At 72.2% G+C, this 24,099-nt stretch carries 21 protein-coding genes and 3 pseudogenes; 11 read left to right on the top strand and 13 right to left on the bottom strand.

Going from position 1 to position 24,099, the window contains the following annotated elements; translation table 11 throughout:
- The first annotated feature begins 6 nt into the window (after positions 1–6).
- The 4 genes and pseudogenes from CP976_RS30590 to CP976_RS44710 form a co-directional block, all read left to right on the top strand.
- Complete coding sequence (locus CP976_RS30590) at positions 7–420, top strand: roadblock/LC7 domain-containing protein (RefSeq protein WP_004983065.1); 414 nt, start codon at positions 7–9, stop codon at positions 418–420.
- 94 nt (positions 421–514) lie between these two features.
- Entirely contained in the window at positions 515–1,099 is a 585-nt protein-coding gene (locus CP976_RS30585; RefSeq protein ID WP_086840352.1) for a DUF742 domain-containing protein, read from the top strand.
- Complete coding sequence (locus CP976_RS30580) at positions 1,080–1,661, top strand: GTP-binding protein (protein ID WP_014675207.1); 582 nt, start codon at positions 1,080–1,082, stop codon at positions 1,659–1,661. Before CP976_RS30585 ends, CP976_RS30580 begins: the two co-directional genes overlap by 20 nt.
- Before the next feature lie 100 nt (positions 1,662–1,761).
- Positions 1,762–1,917 (top strand): annotated as a pseudogene (locus tag CP976_RS44710) (NACHT N-terminal Helical domain 1-containing protein); the annotation flags it as partial.
- A 156-nt stretch (positions 1,918–2,073) separates the two neighbouring features.
- Here the strand turns inward: CP976_RS44710 and CP976_RS30575 are convergent.
- From CP976_RS30575 to CP976_RS30560, 4 genes are all read right to left on the bottom strand, one after another.
- Positions 2,074–2,268: an acyl-CoA carboxylase subunit epsilon gene (locus tag CP976_RS30575; RefSeq protein WP_020271460.1), complete on the bottom strand. Its 195-nt coding sequence runs from the start codon at positions 2,266–2,268 to the stop codon at positions 2,074–2,076.
- 35 nt (positions 2,269–2,303) lie between these two features.
- Positions 2,304–3,887 carry an acyl-CoA carboxylase subunit beta gene (locus tag CP976_RS30570; protein WP_150483220.1) on the bottom strand — a complete coding sequence of 528 codons (1,584 nt, stop codon included), beginning with the start codon at positions 3,885–3,887 and terminating at the stop codon, positions 2,304–2,306.
- 154 nt (positions 3,888–4,041) lie between these two features.
- Complete coding sequence (locus tag CP976_RS30565; protein ID WP_150483219.1) at positions 4,042–6,420, bottom strand: polysaccharide lyase 8 family protein; 2,379 nt, start codon at positions 6,418–6,420, stop codon at positions 4,042–4,044.
- A gap of 93 nt (positions 6,421–6,513) precedes the next feature.
- Complete coding sequence (locus CP976_RS30560; protein ID WP_150483218.1) at positions 6,514–7,365, bottom strand: SDR family NAD(P)-dependent oxidoreductase; 852 nt, start codon at positions 7,363–7,365, stop codon at positions 6,514–6,516.
- Between the two features lie 332 nt (positions 7,366–7,697).
- Between CP976_RS30560 and CP976_RS43045 the strand changes: the two genes are divergently transcribed.
- Together CP976_RS43045 and CP976_RS30555 are read left to right on the top strand one after the other, a co-directional pair.
- On the top strand, positions 7,698–7,853 hold the full coding sequence (locus CP976_RS43045) for a hypothetical protein (protein ID WP_167537451.1): 156 nt from the start codon (positions 7,698–7,700) through the stop codon (positions 7,851–7,853).
- Positions 7,854–7,867: 14 nt separating this feature from the next.
- A complete protein-coding gene (locus CP976_RS30555; RefSeq protein WP_150483217.1) occupies positions 7,868–8,746 on the top strand; it encodes a DMT family transporter in 879 nt (292 codons plus the stop codon).
- A gap of 57 nt (positions 8,747–8,803) precedes the next feature.
- Here CP976_RS30555 and CP976_RS30550 read toward each other — a convergent pair whose 3' ends face one another.
- On the bottom strand, positions 8,804–10,093 hold the full coding sequence (locus CP976_RS30550; protein WP_150483216.1) for a glycosyltransferase: 1,290 nt from the start codon (positions 10,091–10,093) through the stop codon (positions 8,804–8,806).
- A 139-nt stretch (positions 10,094–10,232) separates the two neighbouring features.
- Here CP976_RS30550 and CP976_RS30545 point away from each other — a divergent pair, with 139 nt between their 5' ends.
- Both CP976_RS30545 and CP976_RS30540 read left to right on the top strand, forming a co-directional pair.
- Positions 10,233–10,832, top strand: a complete 600-nt coding sequence (locus CP976_RS30545; RefSeq protein ID WP_150483215.1) for a YceI family protein — start codon at positions 10,233–10,235, stop codon at positions 10,830–10,832.
- Positions 10,833–11,049: 217 nt separating this feature from the next.
- The gene (locus CP976_RS30540) at positions 11,050–11,835 is read left to right on the top strand and encodes a S1 family peptidase (protein WP_150483214.1); all 786 of its coding nucleotides are present in this window, start codon (positions 11,050–11,052) and stop codon (positions 11,833–11,835) included.
- Positions 11,836–11,892: 57 nt separating this feature from the next.
- Here the strand turns inward: CP976_RS30540 and CP976_RS30535 are convergent, their stop codons facing one another.
- Together CP976_RS30535 and CP976_RS30530 are read right to left on the bottom strand one after the other, a co-directional pair.
- The gene (locus tag CP976_RS30535) at positions 11,893–12,465 is read right to left on the bottom strand and encodes a YdeI/OmpD-associated family protein (RefSeq protein ID WP_150483213.1); all 573 of its coding nucleotides are present in this window, start codon (positions 12,463–12,465) and stop codon (positions 11,893–11,895) included.
- 39 nt (positions 12,466–12,504) lie between these two features.
- Positions 12,505–13,098, bottom strand: a complete 594-nt coding sequence (locus CP976_RS30530; RefSeq protein ID WP_150483212.1) for a TetR/AcrR family transcriptional regulator — start codon at positions 13,096–13,098, stop codon at positions 12,505–12,507.
- A 73-nt stretch (positions 13,099–13,171) separates the two neighbouring features.
- Here CP976_RS30530 and CP976_RS30525 point away from each other — a divergent pair, with 73 nt between their 5' ends.
- Positions 13,172–14,110, top strand: a complete 939-nt coding sequence (locus CP976_RS30525; protein WP_229876161.1) for a DMT family transporter — start codon at positions 13,172–13,174, stop codon at positions 14,108–14,110.
- Between the two features lie 157 nt (positions 14,111–14,267).
- A complete protein-coding gene (locus CP976_RS30520; protein ID WP_150483210.1) occupies positions 14,268–15,440 on the top strand; it encodes a Cmx/CmrA family chloramphenicol efflux MFS transporter in 1,173 nt (390 codons plus the stop codon).
- Between the two features lie 372 nt (positions 15,441–15,812).
- On the opposite strand, the gene CP976_RS30515 is transcribed toward CP976_RS30520, so the two are convergent.
- The 4 genes and pseudogenes from CP976_RS30515 to CP976_RS30495 form a co-directional block, all read right to left on the bottom strand.
- Entirely contained in the window at positions 15,813–17,165 is a 1,353-nt protein-coding gene (locus CP976_RS30515) for a hypothetical protein (RefSeq protein ID WP_150483209.1), read from the bottom strand.
- A 94-nt stretch (positions 17,166–17,259) separates the two neighbouring features.
- The gene (gene cimA, locus CP976_RS30510; protein ID WP_150483208.1) at positions 17,260–18,864 is read right to left on the bottom strand and encodes a citramalate synthase; all 1,605 of its coding nucleotides are present in this window, start codon (positions 18,862–18,864) and stop codon (positions 17,260–17,262) included.
- Positions 18,865–19,165: 301 nt separating this feature from the next.
- Positions 19,166–20,410, bottom strand: coding sequence for a PD40 domain-containing protein (locus tag CP976_RS30500; RefSeq protein WP_150483207.1), 1,245 nt, complete (start codon positions 20,408–20,410; stop codon positions 19,166–19,168).
- 127 nt (positions 20,411–20,537) lie between these two features.
- Positions 20,538–20,807 (bottom strand): annotated as a pseudogene (locus CP976_RS30495) (TetR family transcriptional regulator C-terminal domain-containing protein); the annotation flags it as partial.
- On the opposite strand from CP976_RS30495, the pseudogene CP976_RS30490 reads away from it, so the two are divergent.
- Positions 20,807–21,643: pseudogene (locus CP976_RS30490) on the top strand (cytosine permease); the annotation flags it as partial. The pseudogenes CP976_RS30495 and CP976_RS30490 overlap by 1 nt on opposite strands.
- A gap of 56 nt (positions 21,644–21,699) precedes the next feature.
- Here the strand turns inward: CP976_RS30490 and CP976_RS30485 are convergent.
- Together CP976_RS30485 and CP976_RS30480 are read right to left on the bottom strand one after the other, a co-directional pair.
- A complete protein-coding gene (locus CP976_RS30485) occupies positions 21,700–22,788 on the bottom strand; it encodes a branched-chain amino acid aminotransferase (RefSeq protein ID WP_150483206.1) in 1,089 nt (362 codons plus the stop codon).
- A gap of 241 nt (positions 22,789–23,029) precedes the next feature.
- Complete coding sequence (locus tag CP976_RS30480; protein ID WP_059421987.1) at positions 23,030–24,073, bottom strand: 3-isopropylmalate dehydrogenase; 1,044 nt, start codon at positions 24,071–24,073, stop codon at positions 23,030–23,032.
- Positions 24,074–24,099 lie beyond the last annotated feature (26 nt).

The raw sequence follows: 24,099 nt of genomic DNA, 5'->3' as shown, positions 1-24,099 counted from the left end.
AGCCCGATGAGCCAGGCGGCACAGAACCTGAACTGGTTGATCACCAACTTCGTGGACAACACCCCGGGGGTGTCCCACACGGTGGTGGTCTCCGCCGACGGACTCCTTCTGGCGATGTCCGAAGGCTTCCCCCGCGACCGCGCCGACCAGCTCGCGGCCGTCGCCTCCGGTCTGACGTCTCTGACGGCAGGCGCATCCCGGATCTTCGAGGGTGGAAGCGTCAATCAGACGGTTGTGGAGATGGAGCGGGGATTCCTGTTCATCATGTCCATCTCCGACGGCTCGTCGCTCGCGGTTCTCGCACATCCGGAGGCGGACATCGGCCTCATCGGATACGAGATGGCGCTGCTCGTGGACCGAGCCGGTACGGTCCTGACACCGGACCTTCGTGCGGAGCTCCAGGGGAGCCTGCTCAACTAACAGACGGACGGTGCGTTTTGGCGTCCCGTGGCCGTAAGGTTTCGGGACGCGGCTCCACAGCGATGGGTGCCAGGCACAGTCGGAGGAGGAGAAAGTGGCAACACCCCCAGGCGGTTCGTCTTCGGGCAACTGGTCGTACGGCCCTGCCCAGGGTCAGGGCGACGGTGGGCAGAACCCGAACCGTTACAACTTCCCCTCCGCACCGAGCCACCGGCAGCCCTACGCGCCACAGGGCCCCGGCCCGTCGCCGTACGACCAGCCGCCGGCCCCGCGCATCCAGCCCGTGCAGCCGCAGCGCCGCACCCCGGAGCCGTCGCCCGGTGGGGCGTCGAACAATCACAACCCGTTGGTGCGTCCGTACGCCATGACCGGTGGCCGGACCCGCCCGCGGTACCAGCTCGCCATCGAGGCGCTGGTGCACACCACTGCGCAGCCGCACCAGATGCAGGGCCAGTTGCCCGAGCATCAGCGGATCTGCAACCTCTGCCGGGAAATCAAGTCGGTCGCCGAGATCTCGGCGCTCCTCACGATCCCTCTCGGCGTGGCCAGGATCCTCGTCGCCGACTTGGCGGAGGCGGGACTGGTCGCCATCCATCAGCCCGGCGGCGACGAGAACGCCGGCGGCCAGCCAGACGTGACACTGCTCGAAAGGGTGCTCAGTGGACTTCGCAAGCTCTAGCGGCGGTCCTTCCCGCTCCACCACCTCGGCGAAGATCGTGGTGGCGGGTGGCTTCGGCGTGGGCAAGACCACGTTCGTCGGGGCCGTCTCGGAGATCAACCCGCTGCGTACCGAGGCCGTCATGACGTCAGCTTCGGCCGGCATCGACGACCTCACCCACACCGGGGACAAGACGACCACGACGGTCGCCATGGACTTCGGCCGTATCACCCTGGACCAGGACCTGATCCTGTACCTCTTCGGTACGCCCGGTCAGGACCGGTTCTGGTTCATGTGGGACGACCTGGTGCGCGGCGCCATCGGCGCGATCGTGCTGGTGGACACCCGCCGTCTCGCCGACTGCTTCCCCGCGGTCGACTACTTCGAGAACAGCGGCCTGCCGTTCGTCATCGCACTGAACGGCTTCGACGGCCAGCAGCCGTACACGCCCGACGAGGTCCGGGAAGCCCTCCAGATCGGCCCCGACACCCCGATCATCACGACCGACGCCCGCCACCGCGCGGACGCGAAGTCGGCGCTGATCACGCTGGTCGAGCACGCGCTGATGGCACGCCTGCGGTAATCGGCACGTTCGCCTTGCGGCCCCCGTTCCTCCTGTGGGAGGAGTGGGGGCCGCAGGTGTTTCTCGGCAGGGGGCGCGATGAGCGCGGAGGCGGCGGCAGCAGGAGCGGCATCTGCCGCTGGCGGAGCTGGTGCGGGTACGGGTGCCCGGGCTGCGGTTGCAACGGAGTGTGGAGCGGCAGCTCGGGCAGACAGCCGACGCCGTGTTCGACCGGCTGGAGACCTACCTCTCAGGTATGCCCGGATCAGCTGGCTGAGCCTGTTCGGCGATGACCTCTGCATACCGCAAGGTATGCATGTCCTGTCTGCCCTGCCCCGGCTCACACATCTGAACCTCGGACCCTGACAGGGCTGACTACACGCCATGGCCCCGCCCTCCCAAGGAGAACGGGGCCACGAGGACGTGAAAAGGGTCAGCGCCAGCTGTGCGGGGCGCGGAAGCCCGGCTCGCGTTCCAGGCGGCGCCAGCCGGCCTTCACGCGGCCGCGGTGCGTCGGGGTCGGGTCCGTGGGGCGGGCGGCGGCGCGGGCCAGGAGGATCGCCGTGATGGCGGCGACTTCCTCGGGCTCGGCGTGGCCCTTCTCGACGCGGATGTCAGGGGTGTCCATGGGTGTCAGTCTCCGTGAGAGAGATGTCCGCCGTGTTACTGCGGAGGGTTGCCGTGTTTGCGGGAGGGCAGATCGGCGTGCTTGGTGTGGAGCATCGCGAGGGACTTGATCAGCACCTCGCGGGTTTCCGCGGGGTCGATGACGTCGTCGACCAGGCCGCGCTCGGCCGCGTAGTAGGGGTGCATCAGCTCGGACTTGTACTCCTTGACCATGCGGGTCCGCATGGCCTCCGGGTCCTCGGCCTCGGCGATCTGGCGGCGGAAGATGACGTTGGCCGCACCCTCCGCACCCATGACGGCGATCTCGTTGGTCGGCCAGGCGTAGGTGAGGTCGGCACCGATGGACTGGCTGTCCATGACGATGTACGCACCTCCGTAGGCCTTGCGCAGGATCAGCGAGATCCTCGGCACGGTCGCGTTGCAGTAGGCGTACAGGAGCTTCGCGCCGTGGCGGATGATGCCACCGTGCTCCTGGTCGACGCCCGGGAGGAAGCCGGGGACGTCCAGAAGAGTGACGATCGGGATGTTGAAGGCGTCGCACATCTGGACGAAGCGGGCCGCCTTCTCGGAGGCCTCGATGTCCAGGACACCGGCGAGCACCTGGGGCTGGTTGGCGACGATGCCGACGACCTGGCCGTCCATCCGGCCCAGCGCGCAGATGATGTTCCGCGCCCAGCGCTCGTGTACCTCGAGGTAGTCGCCGTCGTCGACGATCTCCTCGATGACCTTGGTCATGTCGTACGGCCGGTTGCCGTCCGCCGGGACCAGGTCCAGGAGGACGTCCGAGCGGCGGTCCACCGCGTCCTCGGACTCCGCGCGCGGCGGGTTCTCGCGGTTGTTCTGCGGCAGGAGGGACAGGAGGTAGCGGACCTCGGCGATGCAGGTCTCTTCGTCGTCGTAGGCGAAGTGGCAGACGCCGGACGTCTCGGCGTGCACGTCCGCGCCGCCCAGGCCGTTCTGTGTGATCTCCTCGCCGGTGACCGCCTTGACGACGTCCGGGCCGGTGATGAACATCTGCGAGGTGTCGCGGACCATGAAGACGAAGTCGGTGAGGGCCGGGCTGTAGGCCGCGCCGCCCGCGCACGGGCCGAGCATCACCGAGATCTGCGGGATGACCCCGCTCGCCCTGGTGTTGCGCTGGAAGATGCCGCCGTAGCCGGCGAGCGCCGAGACGCCCTCCTGGATGCGGGCGCCCGCGCCGTCGTTCAGCGACACCAGCGGGGCACCGGCCGCGATGGCCATGTCCATGATCTTGTGGATCTTCGTGGCGTGGGCCTCGCCCAGCGCGCCGCCGAAGATGCGGAAGTCATGGGCGTAGACGAAGACCGTCCGGCCCTCCACCGTGCCCCACCCGGTGATCACGCCGTCGGTGTACGGCTTCTTGGCCTCCAGGCCGAAGCCCGTGGCCCGGTGCCGGCGCAGTTGCTCGACCTCGCGGAAGGAATCGGGGTCGAGGAGAAGTTCGATGCGCTCCCGCGCGGTCAGCTTGCCCTTGGCGTGCTGCGCCTCGGTCGCCTTCTCGCTCGGTCCGGCCACCGCCTGCGCACGGATCTCGTGCAGTTCGGCCACGCGTCCGCGCGCGTCGGTCGGCTCACCCGGCGCCTCATCCAAAACGGTCATGTAGTGACCTTACGAAGCCGACCAAGGATTACGGGCCGTCGACTCCTCACAGTCTCCGGCGTGTTTTCCTGGTACCCCTGAACAGAACCATGGCGGGGTGCAGCCCTTCTGACTGCTCAGGGGGCGTGTGGCTTGTAGGGGTCGGACAAAGCCGTCAGCCGAGAGTCATCTCACAGACGTGGGTGGCGCATGCCTTCCCGGGGGTGACGCGCAGGCGCAGCCGGGGCCCCGTGGAGAGTACTTCGACCGTGTCGTCGGCGTGGCGGACCCGGCGGACGGGGCGGTTCCAGGTGATCTCCAGTGGTTCACCCGTGCGGGGTGGTTCGCTCAGGCAGAGGGTGGCGGTACGGCCCCGGCGGACGGTCAGCACGCTGGCGCCGGCGGAGGCGGTGAGGGGGCCCGCCGTGCCGGCCTGCCAGAAGTTCGCGGCCGTGAGGCCGAGGGAGGGCACGTCGACCGCCTGCCGGCCGGCGTCGTTGGCGAGGACCGACATCCAGTGGCGGTCGACGGCGCGGCGCGCGACCGCGCGGCGGGACGCGCCGGGCATGAGGACGTAGGCGTAGGTGGCGTCCTCGGGGTCGGTGCCGTGGTCGAGCCAGAGGGTCTGCCAGCGGCGGGTGCGCCGCTCGGGTGTGCTGCCGGTGTTGATGTCGGACCAGGCTCCGGTGCGGTCCTCGCGCAGCGCCTTGGGCTCCCGGCCGAGCAGTACCCAGCCGCCGTGGTCCTCCAGGTGGGCCCAGTTCGGGCCCTTGACGAAGCGTTGGGTGCCGGACGCGCCGAGGTTGCGGTTGTCGACGATCGTCTCGACCGGGACGCCGTCGGAGCAGCTGATCCCGGCGCCCAGGCAGATCACCGCGTCCGCGACGCAGAACCAGGACTTGCGGGCCTGGAGGGTGGAGCCGAGGCCCTTGAGGTGCTGGCCGATTGCCGCGTACTCGCCGTCGGTGGTGCCGCCGACCCAGCGCGCGTCCGGGCGGGCCGTGCCCCACTCGCCGCCTTCCCGGTCGGCGAGGCGCTTGGTGGAGACGGTGGTGCCGGGCAGGCGGTACCAGTCGACGGTCGGCCAGAACCAGTCCGTGTACTGGTCGCTCGCGCCTGCCCACCAGCTCACCATGCCGGCGCCGGTGTGCCAGCCGCGTGGGTTCTCGCCGTTGCCGCACTCGTAGTGGGCGATGCGGTCGCTGGCCATGGCGATGTTCACGGTGAAGCCGGGGCGGCGGTGGACGGCGCGGTCCATGGCGGCGAAGAGGCGGTGGCCGGTCGGCTCGGGTGCGGCCGGGAGGGGCGAGGCGGCGATGGCGTGCAGCCGGGCCAGGTCGGCGACGCCGAACTGGCGTGCCGTCAGGATCGGGCTGACCGTGTCCCGTTCGATCCAGCCCTTGATGCGGGCGTGCCAGCGGTCGCGTTCCGCCTGGCTCGCGCCGGCCGCGAGGAGCGCGATGGCCGCGATGAGCTGCCGGCCGTGGAAGTGGTCGCCGCGCATGACCTGGCGGTCGTCGGCGGTGAGCAGACCGCGGCTGATGGCCCGGCCGTTGACGCTGTCCATGACCAGACCGTCGTGGATGAGCGGTGCGTAGGCGTGCTCGACGCTGTCGAGGACGATCTGCCGGTTCGGGTCGGTGACCTCCCAGTCGGATCCGGCGAGCAGCGCGAAGAGGCGGCCGAGGCCGTCGAGCACGACCTGGCCGTACGTGCCCGAGTAGGCGACCCAGGTGTGCTGGACGAAGGAGCCGTCGGCGTAGAGGCCGTCGCCCCGGGTGACGTACGGGAAGACCGGGGAGAGCGCGTCGCGGGCGAGGGCGATCTTGTCCGGGGCGCGGCCGAGGATGCCGCGCAGGGCGACGGAGCGGCACAGGTCGACGCGGTTGGCGCCGGTGGACGTGCCGGAGTAGTCGCCGAGGGCCGAGGCGGGGACGAAGTGGTCGACGGCGGCGCAGGCGGCCCGGATCCGGTCGTCGCCCAGGTGTTCGTAGAGGGCGGTCGCGATGTCCATGAGCAGGCGCGGGCTGCCGATCTGCCATTCCCACCAGTTGCCGTAGCGGGTGGTGGCGGGGTTGTAGACGGTGGCGGAGAGGTGGTCGAGGCCGCGCAGGATGCCGGCGAGGAGGTCCGGGTCGGCGGTCGAGCCGGTGCCCTGCTGGACGTAGGCCTGGGTCATGGTCCACAGGCGTCTGTAGCTCATGGTGATGCCGGCCGGCGGGTCGAAGGGGTGGCCGGGCCAGAGGGAGTCCGCCGCCGGGGCCATGGTGGAGTGCAGGCCGCGGGCGAGTTCGCCGGTCTCCGCGAGGCGGGAGGCGTACGGCTGCGCCGCCGGGTCGTAGCCGGTGCCCAGGGCGATGCCGAGCCAGCGGCGGCGGAGGGTGTCGTACGGGTCGGTATCGGCGTCCCGAGCGTCGGCGTCGCGGGGCGTGGGCGTCGCGCCGCCGGTCGCCGCCAGGGCCGCGGCCGCGAGCAGCAGGGCGCGGCGGCCGGGGTGGGGCAGGGCGGCGGCCTTGGCCGTACGGCGGAAGAAGACGCGACGCTGGGGAGTCATGCCCATGCCCTACCACGGGGAGGCGGTCACCTGAACGGAGGATCCGGCCGGAGTGACCGGAACGGCGGAACGGACCCCGGGTGTGAGGCCGGGTCAGCCGAAGCGGTCGAGCAGGCGTCTGAACATCCTCGGGGCCAGGGCGCGGAGGCGGTCCGGGAGGGCCATCCAGGCGGGGATGTAGACCAGGTCGCGCTCCTCGCGTACGGCCTCCCAGATGGCCCCGGCGACGCAGCCGGGCGAGATCATCCGGGGGTGGGAGCGGTCGTAGGGCCTGCCGCGGCGGGCGTAGAAGGCCGTGTCGACGGGGCCGGCCACCACGAGGGTCACGCCCACGCCCGTGCCGCGCAGTTCCTGCCGCAGCGCCTCGGAGAAGGCGGCCAGGGCGGCCTTGGCCGCCGAGTACACGGCTTCCTCCCGTACGCCCACGCAGCCCGCGATCGAGCCGAGCAGCACCACCCGGCCCCGCCCGGCCGTGATCATGGAGGGCAGCACCTCGCGCACGAGGTGGAGCGTGGCGTTGAGGTCCAGGGCCAGCACCCGGTCGATGTCGGTGTGCGGCATGGCGGAGAACGGGCCCGCCCAGCCGATGCCCGCCGCGGCGACCAGGACGTCGACCCGGCCGGTCGTGTGCAGCGCGGACCGGGCCAGCAGGCGCGGACCGTCCGGGGCGGCGAGGTCGGCGGGCAGCACGACGGCCGAGGTGCCCGACGCCGTCTGCTCCAGGCGGTTCCGGTCGCGCCCGGTGAGGAGAAGCTGCCAGCCGTCCATGGCGAACCGCCGTGCCGTGGCCGCCCCGATGCCCGAGGAGGCCCCGGTGACGAGGGCCACGCGCCGGTCCAGGCGCCGCGGCGGCCCGTGCTCGCGCGCCGGGGAGGGGGCCGCAGGACGGCGTGGGGCGGGGCCCGCCGGTGGGTCGTAGGCCGAGCCGGAGCCGGTGAATGTCATCGGTCGGTCTCCCTGCGCTGTACGTCCGCCGTGGTCTCGGCTGTCTCGGTGCGGGTTCCCGGGAACGGAACCCCTTCTGTCTCCCTGCCGGTCCCTCCAAACGGAACCTCGTCTTCCAGGACACCGCCACCGCGGGGTCCCGCGCCAGCGCTGGGGCCGTTCCGGCGGGCCGGGCTCACCCGGTCCGGCGTGCGCCGTGCCGTGGGCGGTCTGCGGGCCGGCGCCCCGCGCCTGGGATGCGACAGGACCACCCCTGCGTGCCGCCGGGTGCCGCCAGGCGGCGGTATGGACGCCACACGGAACAGCCGCGCCGGGTTACGTAGGAGACACCCGTGTCCGGTACGGCTCTTCTGGGCGAGGTGACCATGCGTGTGCCGCTCGTCCGTCCCAGCGCCCTGATGTACTCGGAGATCGCCCGCGTGCTGTGGAAGTTCGACGCGCTGTACATCCACACGCAGGGCCCGCCGTCCCGGCGGACGACCGGCTGACTCCCGCGCCCGGCATGCCCATCGCGGTCCTGGCCTCCCTCGCCGCCGGTGTCTGCTTCGCCGTGGCCGGAGTGCTCCAGCAGTGGGCCGCGGGCGGGCGGCCGGACGCGGAGGCGCTGTCGCCGCGCCTGCTGGCCCATCTGGCGCGTGACCGGGTGTGGCTGGGCGGCATCGGACTGGCCGTGCTCGCCTACGGCTTCCAGTCGCTGGCCCTGGCGTACGGGCCGCTCAGTCTGGTGCAGCCGCTGATCGTCGCCGAACTGGTCTTCGCCGTACCGCTGTCGGCGCGGCTGCACCGGATGCGGCTGGGGTACCGCGAGTGGTCGGGCACGCTCGCGGTGGCGGCCGGACTGGTGCTGGCCCTGGCCTCGGCCCGGCCGCACGGCGGCCGCCCGGACGCGGCGGACCTGCTGTCCTGGCTGCTGGTGCTCGGCGCGACGGCCGCGCTGGTGTGCTGCGCGCTGGCGACGGCACGGCTGCTGTCCGGCCCCTGGCGGGCCTCGGCGACGGCCCTGGCGGCCGGGGCGGTGATGGGCACCCAGTCCGTCCTCCTCGCGGCGACGGTGGACCGCCTCCGCCACGGCCTGCTCCCGGCGCTCACGGCCTGGCAGACCTACGCCCTGATCCTCGCCAGCATCGGCGGCCTGCTCCTCATCCAGAGCGCCTTCCAGCAGGGCCCGCTCGCCGCGAGCATGACGGTCCTGGACGCGACGGAGCCGGTGGTCGCCGTGACGGTGGGCACGGCGGTCTTCGGCGAGACGATCCACGCGGGGTGGCCGGTGTCGCTCGTGACGGTGGCGGGGCTGGTGCTGGTGGGGGCGGGGATCGCGAGCCTGGACTCGTCACCGGTGATCGCGGCGTTGCGAGGGCGGGGGGCCGGGGAGGGGCGGTGAGGTGTGGCGGGGCGGGGCGGGCACAGCGGAACCCCGTTCTGCCGGGCTGCCGGACCCTCACGCCGCCACCGTGTTCTCCCTCTGCCGGGACCCTGCGCCTGGCAGCCAGGCGGGAAGGAGGTCCTCCCTCAGGACGCGGTCCCAGGTGGGGTGGGTGTCGCGGGCCGTGGTGACCGCGTGGTGGCGCAGCGCCGAGAGCAGGCGGGGGCGGTCGAGGAGCGTCCCGAGGGCGTCCGCCCACTCCCCCGGGTCGTCGTGCCGTACGACGATGCCGTCACGGCCCGGTGCGGTCAGCCACTGGGTGGTGCGCGCGCCCTCGGGCAGCACGACCGCCAGGCCGCTCGCCATCGCCTCGGCGACGACGTTGCCGCAGGTCTCCGTGCGAGAGGGGAACGCGAAGACGTCACAGCCGGCGTACACCCGGGCCAGCCGGTCCTGCGGGAGCGGGCCGAGGAGGCTGACGCCGGCGCCGAGGGCGCGCCGGACGGGCCCGGCCTCCGCGCCGGAGCCTGCCATGACGAGGTGCACGGCCCGGCCGCGCTCGCGCAGCAGCCGCACGCTCTCGGTCAGCAGCGGCACGCCCTTGGTCGCGTCCAGTCGTCCCGCGAACAGCACCAGCGGACGGTCGGCCGGAACGCCGTACTCGCGGCCGAGCCGGGCGCGAGCGCCGGGGTCGGGGCGGAAGCGCCGGTGGTCGATGCCGCGGCGCACCAGGGCGACCCGGTGCGGCCCCAGGACGCGGGCGAGTTCGGCCCGCTCGGCGGGGGTCGCCACCAGCACGCGTTCGCAGCCGTCGAGGAGCCGGTCCCGCCGCCGGCGTAGGCGGGTCTCGGCGAGGTCCGCGAGGAACTCCCCCGGCGCCGGGTGGTCGCCGGGCAGCCACCGGCCGGCCAGGTAGCGGGCGTAGACCGAGGCCAGCAGCGGGACGTCGGTGTGCACGGAGGCGAGCAGCCGGGGTGCCGGGCCGGCTCCGCGGGCGAGGCGGACGGCGGTGGTGGCGTAGGCGAAGCAGTGGGTGAGGTGCCAGACGTCGTGGCGCGGGAGCAGGGCCGCGAGCCGGGGGTGGTACGGGGCGAGATCGGTGACGTCCTCCGCGCCGTCGGCCGAGACCAGGGCGGCCGTGCCGAGCACCGGGCGGAGCGTGACGATGCGCACGCGCGGCGAGAGGACGTCGACCTGTTCACGCTCGCCGAGGAAGTAGACGGTCAGGTCGAGACCGGACCGGACGCCGCCGGGCAGTCGTTCCGGGAGGCGGGCGGCGCTCTCCGCGAAACGCTCCCAGCACTTCACATGGCCGCCCGACGTGCTGCTCCGCAGCAGCTCGACCAGGACCGCGACCGAGGTCATGATCGCCGGGTACCACTCGCGCCGCGGGCCCAATCGCGACCCGCCCGCCCATAATGTTGAACGTTGAACCGGAATAGGTCTACGGTGGGTCGCGTTACATAGTTCAACGTTCAACATTCACTGCAGGAGGCGTACCCCCATGAGCATCTTCAGCCGCAAGGACACCGAGACCGCCACCACCGACGCCGCGCAGCCGGACCTGGCCGCCCTGACCGGCGACTACACCATCGACCCCGCGCACTCGGCGCTCGGCTTCGTCGCCCGGCACGCCATGGTCACCAACGTCAAGGGCAGCTTCCAGGACTTCACGGGCACGCTGCACCTCGACGGCACCGACCCCTCCCTGTCCACGGCCTCCCTGGACGTCGTGATGGACAGCATCGAGACGGGCAACGCCGACCGCGACGGCCACCTCAAGAGCTCGGACTTCTTCAAGGCGGACGAGTTCCCGACCATGACCTTCCGCTCCACCGAGGCGGAGTCCCTCGGCGGCGACGACTACCGCATCACCGGCGACCTGACGATCCTCGGCACGACCCGCCCCCTGACCATCGACCTCGAGTTCAACGGCGCCGCGAAGGACCCCTTCGGCAACGAACGCGTCGGCTTCGAGGGCAAGGCGGAGATCCTGCGCTCCGAGTGGGGCCTGACCTGGAACGCCGCTCTCGAGACCGGCGGCGTCCTGGTCTCCGACAAGATCAAGCTCAACTTCGACATCTCGGCGATCAGGAACGCGTGAGTCCGCGCGGCCGGCCCGGCGGCGTACCGCCGGGCCGGACTGGCCGAATCGCACCCCTTGTGGAAGGACCGGCGGCGTTCTCATAATCCAGCAGCAGAATTTTGACCAGTCCATGCCAGCACATGGACGTTCTTTTTTGCCCAGCTGCTGTCATGCGCCCGTCAATTTGATGCTTCGGTTGCACCTCCCCAGTCAACCCCCCACGGAAGGCATCACGTTGAAGAGACTCCTCACGGCCCTCAAGAGATGCGCGGCCCTCGGCGCCGCCGCGCTCGCCATCGCCAGCCTTCAGCCCGTCTCCGCCGCGCAGGCCGCCCCGTCGCCCGTCGTCGGCGGGACGCGGGCCGCGCAGGGCGAGTTCCCGTTCATGGTCCGGCTCTCCATGGGCTGCGGCGGCGCGCTCTACACCCAGCAGATCGTGCTCACGGCCGCGCACTGCGTGGGCCGTTCCGGCAACAACACGAGCATCACCGCCACGGCGGGGGTCGTCGACCTCCAGTCGACCAGCGGCCGCGTCCAGGTCCGCTCCACCAAGGTGCTGCGCGCCCCCGGCTACAACGGCACCGGCAAGGACTGGGCGCTCATCAAGCTCGCCCAGCCCATCAACCTGCCGACCCTGAAGATCGCCACCACCGCGCAGTACAACACCGGTGACTTCACCGTCGCGGGCTGGGGCGCGAACCGTGAGGGCGGTTCCCAGCAGCGCTACCTGCTGAAGGCGACCGTGCCGTTCGTCGGCGACGCCGCCTGCAAGGCCTACGGCGGCCTGTACAGCGGCCTCGTCGCGAACGAGGAGATCTGCGCCGGCTTCGACGCGGGCGGGGTCGACACCTGCCAGGGCGACTCGGGCGGCCCGATGTTCCGCAAGGACGACTCCGGCAACTGGATCCAGGTCGGCATCGTCAGCTGGGGTGAGGGCTGCGCCCGGCCCGAGGCCCCCGGCGTCTACACGGAGGTCTCGACGTTCGCCTCCGCCATCGCCTCGGCGGCGTCGACACTCTGACCCAGCCCCCACAGCTTGCGGGCCCGGCACCGTGCGGTGCCGGGCCCTTCCCCTGCCCTATCGGGCCTCGCGGCCGGACTCCAGCTTCGCGACCGCCGCCGCCACCTGCGCCGCCCGGCTCCGCGGGGTCCGGGCGCGGAGCACGCCGAGCATCGCCAGGTACCTGTCGGTCCGCCCGAGCGCCTCGAAGGCCGCGGCGGCCCGAGGGCTCCGCCCCAGTGCCGCAGCGAGGTCCTCCGGGACCTGGGCCTCCTGCTGGGACGCGTACGCCGCCTCCCACCGCCCGTCCGCACGCGCGGCCGCCACCTCCGCGAGCCCGCCGGGCCGCATCCGCCCGGCGGCGGTCAGTTCAGCGATCCGCCGTACGTTGACCATGGACCAGAGGCTGCCCGGGCGCCGCGGGGTGATCTTCTGGAGGTAGTACGACTCGTCGAGTCCCTTGCGCTGCCCGGTGATCCACCCATGGCACAGCGCCACGTCGTTGACGTCGGCGGCGCTGACGGAAGCAATGCCCGAACCCTTCTTGGCGACCTTGACCCAGAGGCCGGGATGCGGGGCCGGGTGTGCGGTCAGCCAGGAGTCCAGGTCGGCGACGGTCGCGAAGGGGAGAGGGTCTCCGGAGGCGGTCATGTCACCACCGTAGAGACCGAGTAGGACAGATCGTGTCCGCTACGGGAGGAGCGCGCGTGCCTGTTCGCGGGCCTGGGCGACGGCGTCCGGGAAGATGCCCAGGCCGTGCGCGACGAGCGCCCCCTCGTGCAGCAGCATCAGCGCCCGGGCCAGGGCCTCGGCTCCCTCCGGGTCGATGTCCGAGGCGAGGCGGGTGAAGAGCGCGAGCATCCACTGCTTCTGCCCGGTGATGACCGGGTGGGCCGGGTGGGCGGGGTCGCTGATCTCCGCGTGGGCGTTGACCATGCTGCACCCCTTGGGGCTGAGCTCCGCCGCCCAGGCGCGCGAGGCGTCGAAGACCGCCAGGACGCGTTCCCCCGGCTCCGGCCCGGCCGCGTCGAGGCGTTCGGCGAGGAAGGCCCGCCAGCGCTCGTCGCGGTCCGCGAGGTACTCCACGACGATCTGCTCCTTGGAGCCGAAGCGGTCGTAGAGGGTCTTCTTCGTCACCCCGGCCTCGGCGGCGATGAGGTCGACTCCGACGGCGTGGATGCCGCGCTCGTAGAACAGCCGGGCGGCCGCCGCCACGACGCGACGGGCGGCGGGCGTCATCGTGATCCGGCGCGGATTCCCGGCGGTGGCGGCGGTGGTACCCATGGCACCCGAGTATACCGATCTGTATAGTGGGCGGGGAACGGGTATACCGATCTGTCTACTGGTTGTGGTGTCCGTGAACATCCTGCTCTCCGTCGCCTTCGTCCTCTGCTGGAGCTCCGGGTTCATCGGGGCCAAGCTCGGTGCGGGCAACGCGTCCGCGATCACGGTCCTGATGTGGCGGTTCCTGCCGCTGGCCGTCGTCCTCGTCGCCCTCGCCGTCGTCCTGCGCCCGGCCTGGCGAGGGCTCACCGCCCTGGACCTGACCCGGCAGGCCGTCATCGGCGTGCTGTCGCAGAGCGGCTATCTGCTCAGCGTCTACTACGCCATCCAGCTCGGCGTCTCCAGCGGCACGACGGCGCTGATCGACGGGGTCCAGCCCCTCGTCGCCGGGGCCCTCGCGGGGCCGCTGCTGGGGCAGTACGTCTCGGGCCGGCAGTGGATCGGCCTCGGTCTGGGGCTGAGCGGCGTCGCCGTGGTCACCCTGGCCGACGCCGCGGCCGGGACCGGCGTGGCCTGGTGGGCGTACGCCGTCCCGCTGCTCGGCATGCTGTCCCTGGTCGCGGCCACGTTCCTGGAGAGCCGGTCCCGCTCGCGGGTCGCTCCCTCGGTGTCGCTGACCGTCCACTGCGCCACCAGCGCCGTCCTCTTCTCCGCGCTGGCCCTGAGCACCGGGGTGGCCGCGCCGCCCGCCGAGGGCGGGTTCTGGGTGGCCGTCGCCTGGCTCGTGGGACTGTCCACGTTCGGCGGGTACGGGCTGTACTGGCTCATCCTGAAGCGCTCCGGGGTGACGAAGGTGAACACGCTGATGTTCCTCATGGCCCCGGTCACGGCCGTCTGGGGCGCGCTCGCGTTCGGTGAGCCGTTCGGCGTGCAGACCGCTCTCGGCCTGGCCGTCTGCCTGGTGGCCGTGGTCGTCGTCCACCGCGGTGGCGGCCGGAAGGACACGGCTGTGACCGCCGCGCGAGGCGAGCCGGGGGAAAACCGGTGGACCCGGGCCGCCGGGCCCGCCTAACGTCTCGCGCATGTCCAGCCCCGAGGCGTCCAGAGTGCGGCCACCGGCTCTCCGGTGGCTGCTCGTGATGCCGGGCCGCTGAAGCCCGTTCTCCCCGCTGCCGGAAGCCGTCCGACCTGTCGTGTCCGACGTCTGCTTCAGGGTGCGGAGTTTCTTCATGCCGTTCGCTCTTCTTCTGCTCGGCCTTGCCGTGTTCGCGCAGGGAACGTCCGAGTTCATGCTGTCCGGTCTCGTGCCGGACATCGCGCGGGATCTGGGGGTGTCCGTTCCCGCGGCGGGGGCGCTGACCTCCGCCTTCGCGGTGGGGATGGTCGCAGGAGCGCCGCTGGTGGCGGGGCTCGCCCGGCGCTGGCCGCGGCGGGGCGCGCTGCTGGCGTTCCTCGTCGTGTTTCTCGCCGTCCATGTCGCCGGTGCTCTCACCGGCAGTTTCGAGGTACTGCTCGCCACCCGGGTCGTGGGGGCGCTGGCCAACGCCGGGTTCCTCGCCGTCGCCCTGGTGACCGCCGTGGACATGGTCCCGGCGGACGCGAAAGGGCGGGCGACGTCCATGCTGCTGGGCGGCGTGACGCTGGCGTGCGTGGCCGGGGTTCCCGCCGGGGCCGTGCTGGGCGGGCTGTGGGGCTGGCGTGCGGCGTTCTGGGCCGTCGCGCTGCTGTCGCTGCCCGCGCTGGTGGCGGTGGCGAGGTCGGTGCCGGGCGGTACGGCCGGGGGTGCGCCGCCCGCGCTGCGCGGTGAACTCCGGTCGCTGCGCAGCCCTCGGCTGGTCGTCACGCTGCTGCTGGGCGCCCTCGTGAACGGCGCGACGTTCTGCACCTTCACCTATCTCGCTCCGCTGGTCACCGAGGTGACGGGGCTGGGCAGCGCCTGGATTCCCGGTGTGCTCGCGCTGTTCGGGGCCGGGTCGTTCGCGGGGGTGACCGCCGCGGGGCGGTTCGCCGACCGGCGGCCCGTGCCGGTCCTGGCCGGCGGGGGCATCGCCGTGTGCCTGGGCTGGTGCCTCCTGGCGCTCGGGGCCGGGCACCCGGTCCTGGCGCTCGGGCTGGTCTTCGCCCAGGGGGCGCTGTCCTTCGGCGTCGGCTCCACGCTGATCTCCCAGGTGCTGTACGCGGCGCCGGGCGCGCCCACGCTGGCCGGTGGCTTCGCCACGGCCGCGTTCAACGTGGGTGCCGCGCTGGGCCCGTGGGCCGGTGGCCTGGTGATCGGCGCGGGGTTCGGGTACCGGTCGCCGGTGTGGGTCAGCGCGGGGCTGGTCGCGCTGGCGGGCCTGGTGGCCGGGGTCGTGTGCCGGCAGCGGGAGCGGGCGCCGGGCCGGGAGGCGGCCGGGCACTGACCTGTGGCCGGGGTGCCGGGCCGGGAGGCGGCCGGGCACCGACCTGTGGCCGAGGTGCCGGGCCGGGAGGCGGCCAGGCACCGACCTGTCACCGGGGCACCGGGCCAGGAAGCCACCAGGCACCGACCTGTCACCGAGGCACCGGGCCGGGAGGCCGCCGGGCACCGACCTGTCACCGGGGCACCGGGCCGGGAGGCCGCCGGGCACCGACCTGTCACCGGGACACCGGGCCAGGAAGCCACCAGGCACCGACCTGTCACCGAGGCACCGGGCCAGGAAGCCACCAGGCACCGACCTGTCATCGAGGTGCCAGGTCGGTGCGCCGCCGGGCACTGACCTCCGGCACGGATGCCGGGGACTGTGCCGCTCCCGTCAGAACCCGCCCCCGAAGTCCCCTCCCCCGCCGAAGTCGCCGCCGCCGAAACCACCGTCGCCGAAGCCGCCCCCGAAGTCGCCGCTGTCGAAGTCCGCGCCGGAGACGTCGCCGCCCTCGTAGCCGCCGAAGTCGCCGTAGCCGGAGCCGTAGTCGGCCCCGTAGGCGGGGGCGGCCATCATGCTGCCGAGCATGGTGCCGATGAGGAGGCCGGGCAGGATGCCGCCGCCGAAGTAGCCGCCGGCCCAGGGGCCGTACGCCGGGCCGGCCTCCCAGTACGGGCGGCGGCCGTACTCGGTGTCGACCTCGCGGATCACCGGGTCGCGGCCCTCGGCGAGCCGGGTCCGGTCGGCCGCGCAGACGGGGACGTCGCGCGTGGCGCCGCCCGGCGGCGTCCAGCTCGCGTCGACGACCGAGGGGCCGTGGCGGGGGTCGAAGAAGCAGGGCGGGCGGCGCTCGGGCAGCTGGCCGCCCTCGCGGCGGGCCGCGAGTCGTGCCAGGGAGAACCGGCCGTCCTCCACGGCCTGCGTGACGGCCCGGACGTCCTCCGGTTTCGTCGCGGCGGCCATGAAGGACTTCGCCTGTTCGTAGGAGTCCAGGGCGCGTTCGTAGTCGGCGCGCATCGCGTCGTCGGCGCCTGGTTCGCCGGGGTGGAAGTCGAGGCGGTCGAGCTCCTCGCCGAAGGCGGTGATGTCCTCGTCGACCACCACGCGCAGCTTCTCCAGCGCGGCCCGCTGCTCCTCCTCGTGGCGGCGGCGGTTGCGGCGGGCGACCGCGTAGGCGCCCGCGCCGCCGGCCGCGACCAGTGCGCCGACCGTGATCAGGCCGCCGACCGGCACGTCGGTGCCCGAGCCGTCGCTCCAGCTGCTGGGCGCCGAGCCGCCCACGTTGCGCAGGGCGTCGTCGACGAAGTCGTTCAGCTGGGCCTTGACGTCGCCCGCGCCCTCTACGGCCGTGACCAGGTTCGACACCGCCTGGGGGCTCATCACCGAGCTGTCCGCACGGGCGTCGAACTCGTCGCCGACGCGGATGCCGTACAGGCCGGTGACACCGGTCTCGGTGCGGAGGTTGCGGAAGAGGTCCTGCGTGGGGAAGTCGGCCGGGAGGACGGCCACGAAGACGGGTTTGTCCGCGTCCTTGATCTTGTCGGCGAGCGCCTCGGCGTCCGACTCGGCCAGCTGGCCTGAGGCGGCCGGATCGACGTAGACCGGGCTCTCACGCAGTTCCTCGGCGACCTTCGAGAGGTCGGTGGCCGCGTGCGCACCGGGCGCACCGACCATGAGCGCCGCCAGTACGGCGACGACCGGCACGATCAGCAGACGTACGAGAGTACGCACCAGTGCGGCCTTCATATGTTCGAAGCTACCCGAATCGGCACAGAATCGACACAGGCGGACGCAATGGATCGGCTGAGGCGACGGCGCGGAAGGCGCCGTCGCCGCCCGCCTACTCGACCGGGGTCACTCCCGCCCGCAGGAGCCCGTACGTGTACGCGTCCTCCAGGGCCTGCCAGCTCGCCGCGATGACGTTGTCCGCCACGCCCACCGTCGACCACTCGCCCGTGCCGTCGGACGTGGAGATCAGCACGCGGGTCGTCGAGCTGGTGCCGTGCTTGCCCTCCAGGATGCGGACCTTGTAGTCGACCAGCTCCAGCTTGGCGAGCTGCGGGTAGATCTTCTCCAGGCCCACGCGCAGGGCCCGGTCCAGCGCGTTGACCGGGCCGTTGCCCTCGGCCGTGGCGACGATGCGCTCACCCTTGGCCCAGAGCTTGACCGTGGCCTCGTTGGCGTGGGAGCCGTCGGGCCGGTCCTCGACGATGGCACGCCAGGACTCGACCTCGAAGTAGCGCAGCGGCTTGCCCTGGACCTCGGTGCGCAGGAGGATCTCGAAGCTGGCGTCCGCCGCCTCGTACGTGTAGCCCTTGAGTTCGCGTTCCTTCACCCGCTCGACCACCCGGCCGACCAGCTCGCGGTCGTCGCCGAGGTCGATGCCGAGTTCCTTGCCCTTGAGCTCGATGGAGGCGCGGCCGGCCATGTCGGAGACCAGCATCCGCATGGTGTTGCCGACCTGCTCGGGGTCGATGTGCTGGTACAGGTCGGGGTCGACCTTGATGGCCGAGGCGTGCAGGCCGGCCTTGTGCGCGAAGGCCGAGAGGCCGACGTAGGGCTGGTGGGTGGAGGGCGTGAGGTTGACGACCTCGGCGATCGCGTGCGAGATGCGCGTCATCTCGCGCAGCCGGCCCTCGGGCAGGACCTGCTTGCCGTACTTGAGCTCGAGGGCCGCCACGACCGGGAAGAGGTTGGCGTTGCCGACGCGCTCGCCGTAGCCGTTGGCCGTGCACTGGACGTGCGTCGCGCCCGCGTCGACGGCGGCCAGCGTGTTCGCCACCGCGCAGCCCGTGTCGTCCTGGGCGTGGATGCCGAGCCGGGCGCCCGTGTCGGCCAGGACCGTGCCGACGACCGCCTGGATCTGCGCCGGGAGCATGCCGCCGTTGGTGTCGCAGAGGACCACCACGTCCGCGCCGGCCCCCGAGGCCGTACGGACGACCGACTTGGCGTACTCGGGGTTCGCGCGGTAGCCGTCGAAGAAGTGCTCGCAGTCGACGAAGACCCGGCGGCCCTGCTCCTTCAGGAACGACACCGTGTCGCGGACCATCGCCAGGTTCTCGTCCAGGGTCGTACGCAGGGCGAGCTCGACATGGCGGTCGTGCGACTTGGCGACCAGCGTGATCACCTGCGCGCCGGATTCCAGGAGCGCCCTGACCTGCGGGTCCTCGGCGGCGGTGGTGCCGGCGCGGCGGGTGGAGCCGAATGCGACGAGCTGGGCGTGCCGGAAGCCGATCTCCTGCTGGGCGCGGGCGAAGAACTCGGTGTCCCGGGGATTGGCGCCCGGCCAGCCGCCCTCGATGAAGCCCACGCCGAAGTCGTCCAGGTGCCGTGCGATGGCCAGCTTGTCGGCGACGGTGAGGTTGATGCCCTCCCGCTGGGCGCCGTCGCGCAGGGTGGTGTCGAAGACGTGGAAGGAATCGTCGAGCTCGCTGGGTGCGGTCATGGTGTCAAGGCTCCTGAGGATGGGATCTCGGTCGTACCGGAATGACCGGCTCCACCGCCCTCACATACTCCCTCGCGCTCTCGCCTCCGGCTGCGGGTGGGCCAGAAATGCGAAAAACCTCTCGCGGGTGCGAGAGGTCTGCGCGCGGGTCGAGGACGACGGTGTCCGCCCGTACCTGGTCGTACGTGGCGGTCACTGCGGACCGGCGCGCCTGCTGCCAATAATCATGGCGAACGAGAGCACGGGGGCAGTCTGGCACAACCCCCGCGCCTCGCTCACGGGTGTCTCAGTATGCGGTCGGTCACCTCATGTGACGGACGTAGACGTGCGAGGTGTCGTACGTGTCGCCGGGGACGAGGTCGGGCGAGGAGCTGCTGAAGGCGACCGTGCGGCCGTGCCGGTCGAGGACCGGGGCGGACACGCTCTGGTCGTTCGGGCCGCCCTCGGCGTCCGGGCTGGCCAGGACCGTGCGCCCGGTGCGCAGATCACGTACGTACGCGCGGGTCGTGCGGTCCGTGTCGCCCGGGTCGGACGAGACGAAGGCGAGGTGCCGGCTGTCGGCGCCGAGCCGCGGGTGGGCGGTGAAGGCGGCCGGGTCGGCGGCGTCGATCCGGCGCAGCCCGCCCGTCTTCAGGTCGCGGACGAAGACGTTGTGGCCCTTGTTCGTGTCGCCCGGGGTGAGCTGCGAGTCGAGGGAGTTGAAGACCGCGTACCGGCCGTCGGCGCTGACCTGCGGGACCTCGCTCTGCCCGTCGGACTTCAGACCGTCCGGTGCCCGGTCGGCGTGGAACAGCTCGCCGCTCGGCACGTCACGGACGTAGGCGTCGCTCCAGTCGCCCGAGGCGGGGTGCGGGACGAAGAACTGGTAGCCGACGCGCTTGCCGTCGGCGCTGATGGACGGGCGGGTGGCGGCGGTCTTCCGGTCCCCGGCGGCGGGCACCTGGCTGATGCGCACGGCCTCGCCGCTGGTGCGGTCGACGCGGTAGACGCGTCCCCAGCGGTCCTCGCCCTCCGTGGGTGCGGACTGCTGGGCGACGAAGGCGACGTAGCGGCCGTCGGCGCTGATGGCGGGCTGCCTGCCGGTGTCGTAGCCCGTGTCGACGGTGTCCTGGACGCGCTGGAGGGCGCCGGACTTCAGGTCCTTGACCCAGATGTGGCTGCGGCCGTCGCCGTCCGTGGCGCCGAAGGCCAGGTACCGGCCGTTGCCGCTGAGGGCGACGTCGTCGACCGAGCCGACGTCCGCCCCGGTACTGGCCGGCCGGGTCGTGCCGGTCTTCAGGTCGCGCACGAAGGCGTCGGCGGCGTTGTCGGTGTCGCCGGCGACGAGGTTGTCGGCGCTGGAGACGAAGGCCAGTCGGCGGCCGTCGGCGCTCAGGCTCGGCCCGCCGGAAGGGGCGTTGCCGTCGGTGCCGTCCGGGGCGATGCTCGCCTTCTCGGTCCGTGGCACCGCATCGGCGGCGGTCGCGGGCAGCGCGGCGACACCGCCGAGCGTGACGGCCAGGGCCACGCCGAGCGCGACGGACGTGGCCCTCCTGGTGCTGGTCATGTGCTGTTCCCCCTGTGTTCCCCGTTGACGCTTCTCCCCCGGCCCCGCGCCGAGGGCTCCCCCAGAGCCAACAGCACCACGGACCACAGGGTCAATCCGTCGTATCGAGTACAACCCGGGCAGGCGTTCAGGCGTCCGCGAGGAGGCTGTCGGCGAGGAACTCGTGCACGTGCCGGAGGACTTGGGCCCGGTCCGTGCCGCGCAGGCCGATCGCCACATGGATGGCGAAGCCGTCCAGCAGCGCCCGCAGGCGGGCGGCGAACCGGTCCGGGTCGACGCTTCGGAACTCGCCCCGCGAGATGCCCTCGGCGAGCAGGGCGACCAGGTCGCGGTGCCAGACGCCCTCGATGGCGGCCTGCCGGTCGCGGGCCTCCTCGTCGGCGTTCTGCGAGCGGTTGGCTGCTCGCGGCCGTGGCCGCCGGGCTGTCCGGCCCGATCGCCTTCATCACCCTCCTCGGCGACTACACCCGCTACATCTCCCCGGCCCGCCACTCCTCGCGCCGGGTGCTGCACGCGACCTGGCTGGGGCTGGTGCTGGGCCTGCTGGTGCCGCAGCTCTTCGGCACCTTCACGGCGTACGCGGCCGGAGCCGCCCTCGACTACGCAGGCCCGCTCGTCTCCGCCGCCCCCGCCTGGTACCTCGTCCCGCTGCTGCTCGCGGCCTCCGCGGGCTCGGTCGGCAACGCGGGTCTGATGCTGTACTCGATGGGCCTCGACCGGGACGCGATCCTGCCGCGCGCCTCACGGGCCAGGGCCACGTACACGGTCGCCGTGGTCGCCACGGCTTGTGTCTTCGCCGGGCACTACTACTCGACCGCGCAGAACGCGATGACGTCCTTCGTCCTGCTGCTGACGGCCATCGGCACGCCCTGGGCGGTCATCACCCTCATCGGCTTCGCCCGCTGCGGCGGGATGTACGACGCGGACGCCCTCCAGGTCTTCAACCGCCGCGCGCGGGGCGGCGTCTACTGGTACCGCGCCGGCTGGAACATCCCGGCGACCGTCTCCTGGGCGGCCGGGGCACTCGTCGGCGTCCTGGCGGTGTCCCTGCCGTCGTACGAGGGCCCGCTGCTGGCACTGACCGGCGGGGTGGACTGCAGCTTCCTGCTGTCGGGACTGGTCGGCGGGGTGGCGTATGCGGTGTCGGCCCCGGGGTCCGTGGAAACGGGACCCGGGGGCGATGAGGCGACCAGCGCTTCCAGTCCGACCGCTTCGGGCGGCGGATGGGCATAGGCCGGGGGTCCGGGGGCGGAGCCCCCGGCGAGTCCGGCACCGACGCCGAGTGCTGCTTATCCCAGCTGGTGCATCCAGCCGTGCTTGTCCTCCGCCGTACCGCGCTGGATGTCGAGCAGCGCCTGGCGGAGCCGGAGCGTGACCTCGCCCGGCTCTCCCCCGCTCTGCTGCCACTCGGCCCCGGCGCGCTTCACCGTACCGACCGGCGTGATCACCGCGGCCGTACCGCAGGCGAACACCTCCGTGAGCGATCCGTTCTCCGAGTCCCGCTGCCACTGGTCGACCGAGACCCGGCCCTCCTCGGCCTCGTACCCGAGGTCACGGGCGACAGCCAGCAACGAGTCGCGGGTGACACCCTCCAGGATCGAACCCGTGAGGGACGGCGTGACGATCTTGTTGTCGTACACGAAGTACAGGTTCATGCCGCCCAGCTCCTCGACCCACTTGTGCTCGACCGCGTCGAGGTAGCAGACCTGGTCGCAGCCCTTGGTCGCGGCCTCGGCCTGCGCCAGCAGGGACGCCGCGTAGTTGCCGCCGGTCTTGGCGTCGCCCATGCCGCCGGGCACGGCGCGGACGCGGTCCTCGGAGACCCAGATGGACACCGGCTTGACGCCGCCCGGGAAGTACGCGCCGGCCGGGGAGGCGATGACCAGGAACAGGTACTCGTTGGCCGGCTTCACACCCAGCCCGACCTCGGTCGCGATCATGAACGGGCGCAGGTAGAGGGACTCCTCCCCGCCGTGCGCCGGCACCCACGCCTTGTCCTGCTTCACCAGGGCGTCGCACGCCTCGATGAACGTCTCGACCGGCAGCTCGGGCATCGCCAGCCGGCGCGCGGAGCTCTGGAAGCGCTCGGCGTTCTTCTCCGGCCGGAACGTGGCGACCGAGCCGTCGGGGCGGCGGTAGGCCTTCAGCCCCTCGAAGATCTCCTGCGCGTAGTGCAGGACCGTGGTGGCGGGGTCCAGGGAGATCGGCGCGTACGGCACGAGCTGGCCGTCGTGCCAGCCGCGGCCCTCCGTCCACTTGATCGTCACCATGTGGTCGGTGAAGTGGCGGCCGAACCCGGGGTTGGCCAGGATCGCCTCCCGATCTGCGGCGGAGAGCGGGTTGGCGGACGGCTTGAGCTCGATCGTGGGCGTCGTCATGGGATGAAGTCCTTCACCGGTTGTAGTGACGGGCCGCGCTCGGTACAGCTCTGATGGTGACCAGTGCTAGGACGTCCGAGCATTCCCTCGTTCCGCGGCCTCGCGTTCGATTATCGCCCGGGGGCGACGGAGGACGGAACGGGGTGAATGCGGCCCGGTGGTCGATGGTGACACCCGGCGGGAACATGCGGAAGCCGCCGGGTGCGGATGCGACCCGGCGGCTTGGGTGAAGCAGGGCGGGTCAGCCGGCTACTCGTACGGCGAGCGCGTCGCCGATCTCCGAGGTGGAGCGGGCGGGCTTGCCGGTGCGCTCCGACAGGTCGGCGGAGACCGCCTCGTCGATCCGGGCGGCCTCGGCCTCGTAGCCGAGGTGGCGCAGGAGCAGGGCGACGGACAGCACGGTGGCGGTCGGGTCGGCCTTGCCCTGGCCGGCGATGTCCGGGGCCGAGCCGTGCACGGGCTCGAACATCGAGGGGAACTCTCCGGACGGGTTGATGTTGCCGGAGGCCGCCACGCCGATGCCGCCGGAGACGGCCGCGGCGAGGTCGGTGATGATGTCGCCGAAGAGGTTGTCGGTGACGATCACGTCGAAGCGCTCGGGCTGGGTGACCAGGTAGATCGTGGCCGCGTCGACGTGCATGTACTCGGTGGTGACCTCGGGGAACTCCTCGGCCACCTTGTTGAAGATGTTGGTCCACAGGTGGCCCGCGAAGGTCAGCACGTTGTTCTTGTGGATCAGCGCCAGCTTCTTGCGCGGGCGGGCCTGGGCACGCGCGAAGGCGTCGCGGACCACGCGCTCGACACCGAAGGCCGTGTTCACTGACACCTCGGTGGCGACCTCGTGCTCGGTGCCCTTGCGGATCGTGCCGCCGTTGCCGGTGTACGGGCCCTCGGTGCCCTCGCGGACCACGACGAAGTCGATCTGCGGCTCGCCGGCCAGCGGGGTGGCGACACCCGGCAGCAGCTTCGAGGGACGCAGGTTGACGTGGTGGTCGAAGGCGAAGCGGAGCTTCAGCAGGAAGCCGCGCTCCAGGACGCCGGACGGCACGCCCGGGTCGCCGATCGCGCCGAGCAGGATGGCGTCGTGCTTCTTCAGGGCGTCGAGGTCGGCGTCGGTGAGGGTCTCACCGGTGGCGTGGTAACGCTTGGCGCCGAAGTCGTACTCCTTGGTCTCCAGCTTCACATCCTGCGGAAGGACGGCGGAGAGGACCTTCAGGCCTTCGGCCACGACTTCCTGGCCGATGCCGTCACCGGGAATCACTGCGAGATTGATGCTGCGAGACATGCGGGCACCCTACTCCTCGTCCCAGG

Origin of the sequence: Streptomyces coeruleorubidus (genome assembly GCF_008705135.1) — a bacterium.
GTDB classification, from domain to species: domain Bacteria; phylum Actinomycetota; class Actinomycetes; order Streptomycetales; family Streptomycetaceae; genus Streptomyces; species Streptomyces coeruleofuscus.
The sequence above is the reverse complement of the archived record's forward strand: the minus strand, read 5'-3'. Positions and strand labels throughout refer to the sequence as shown.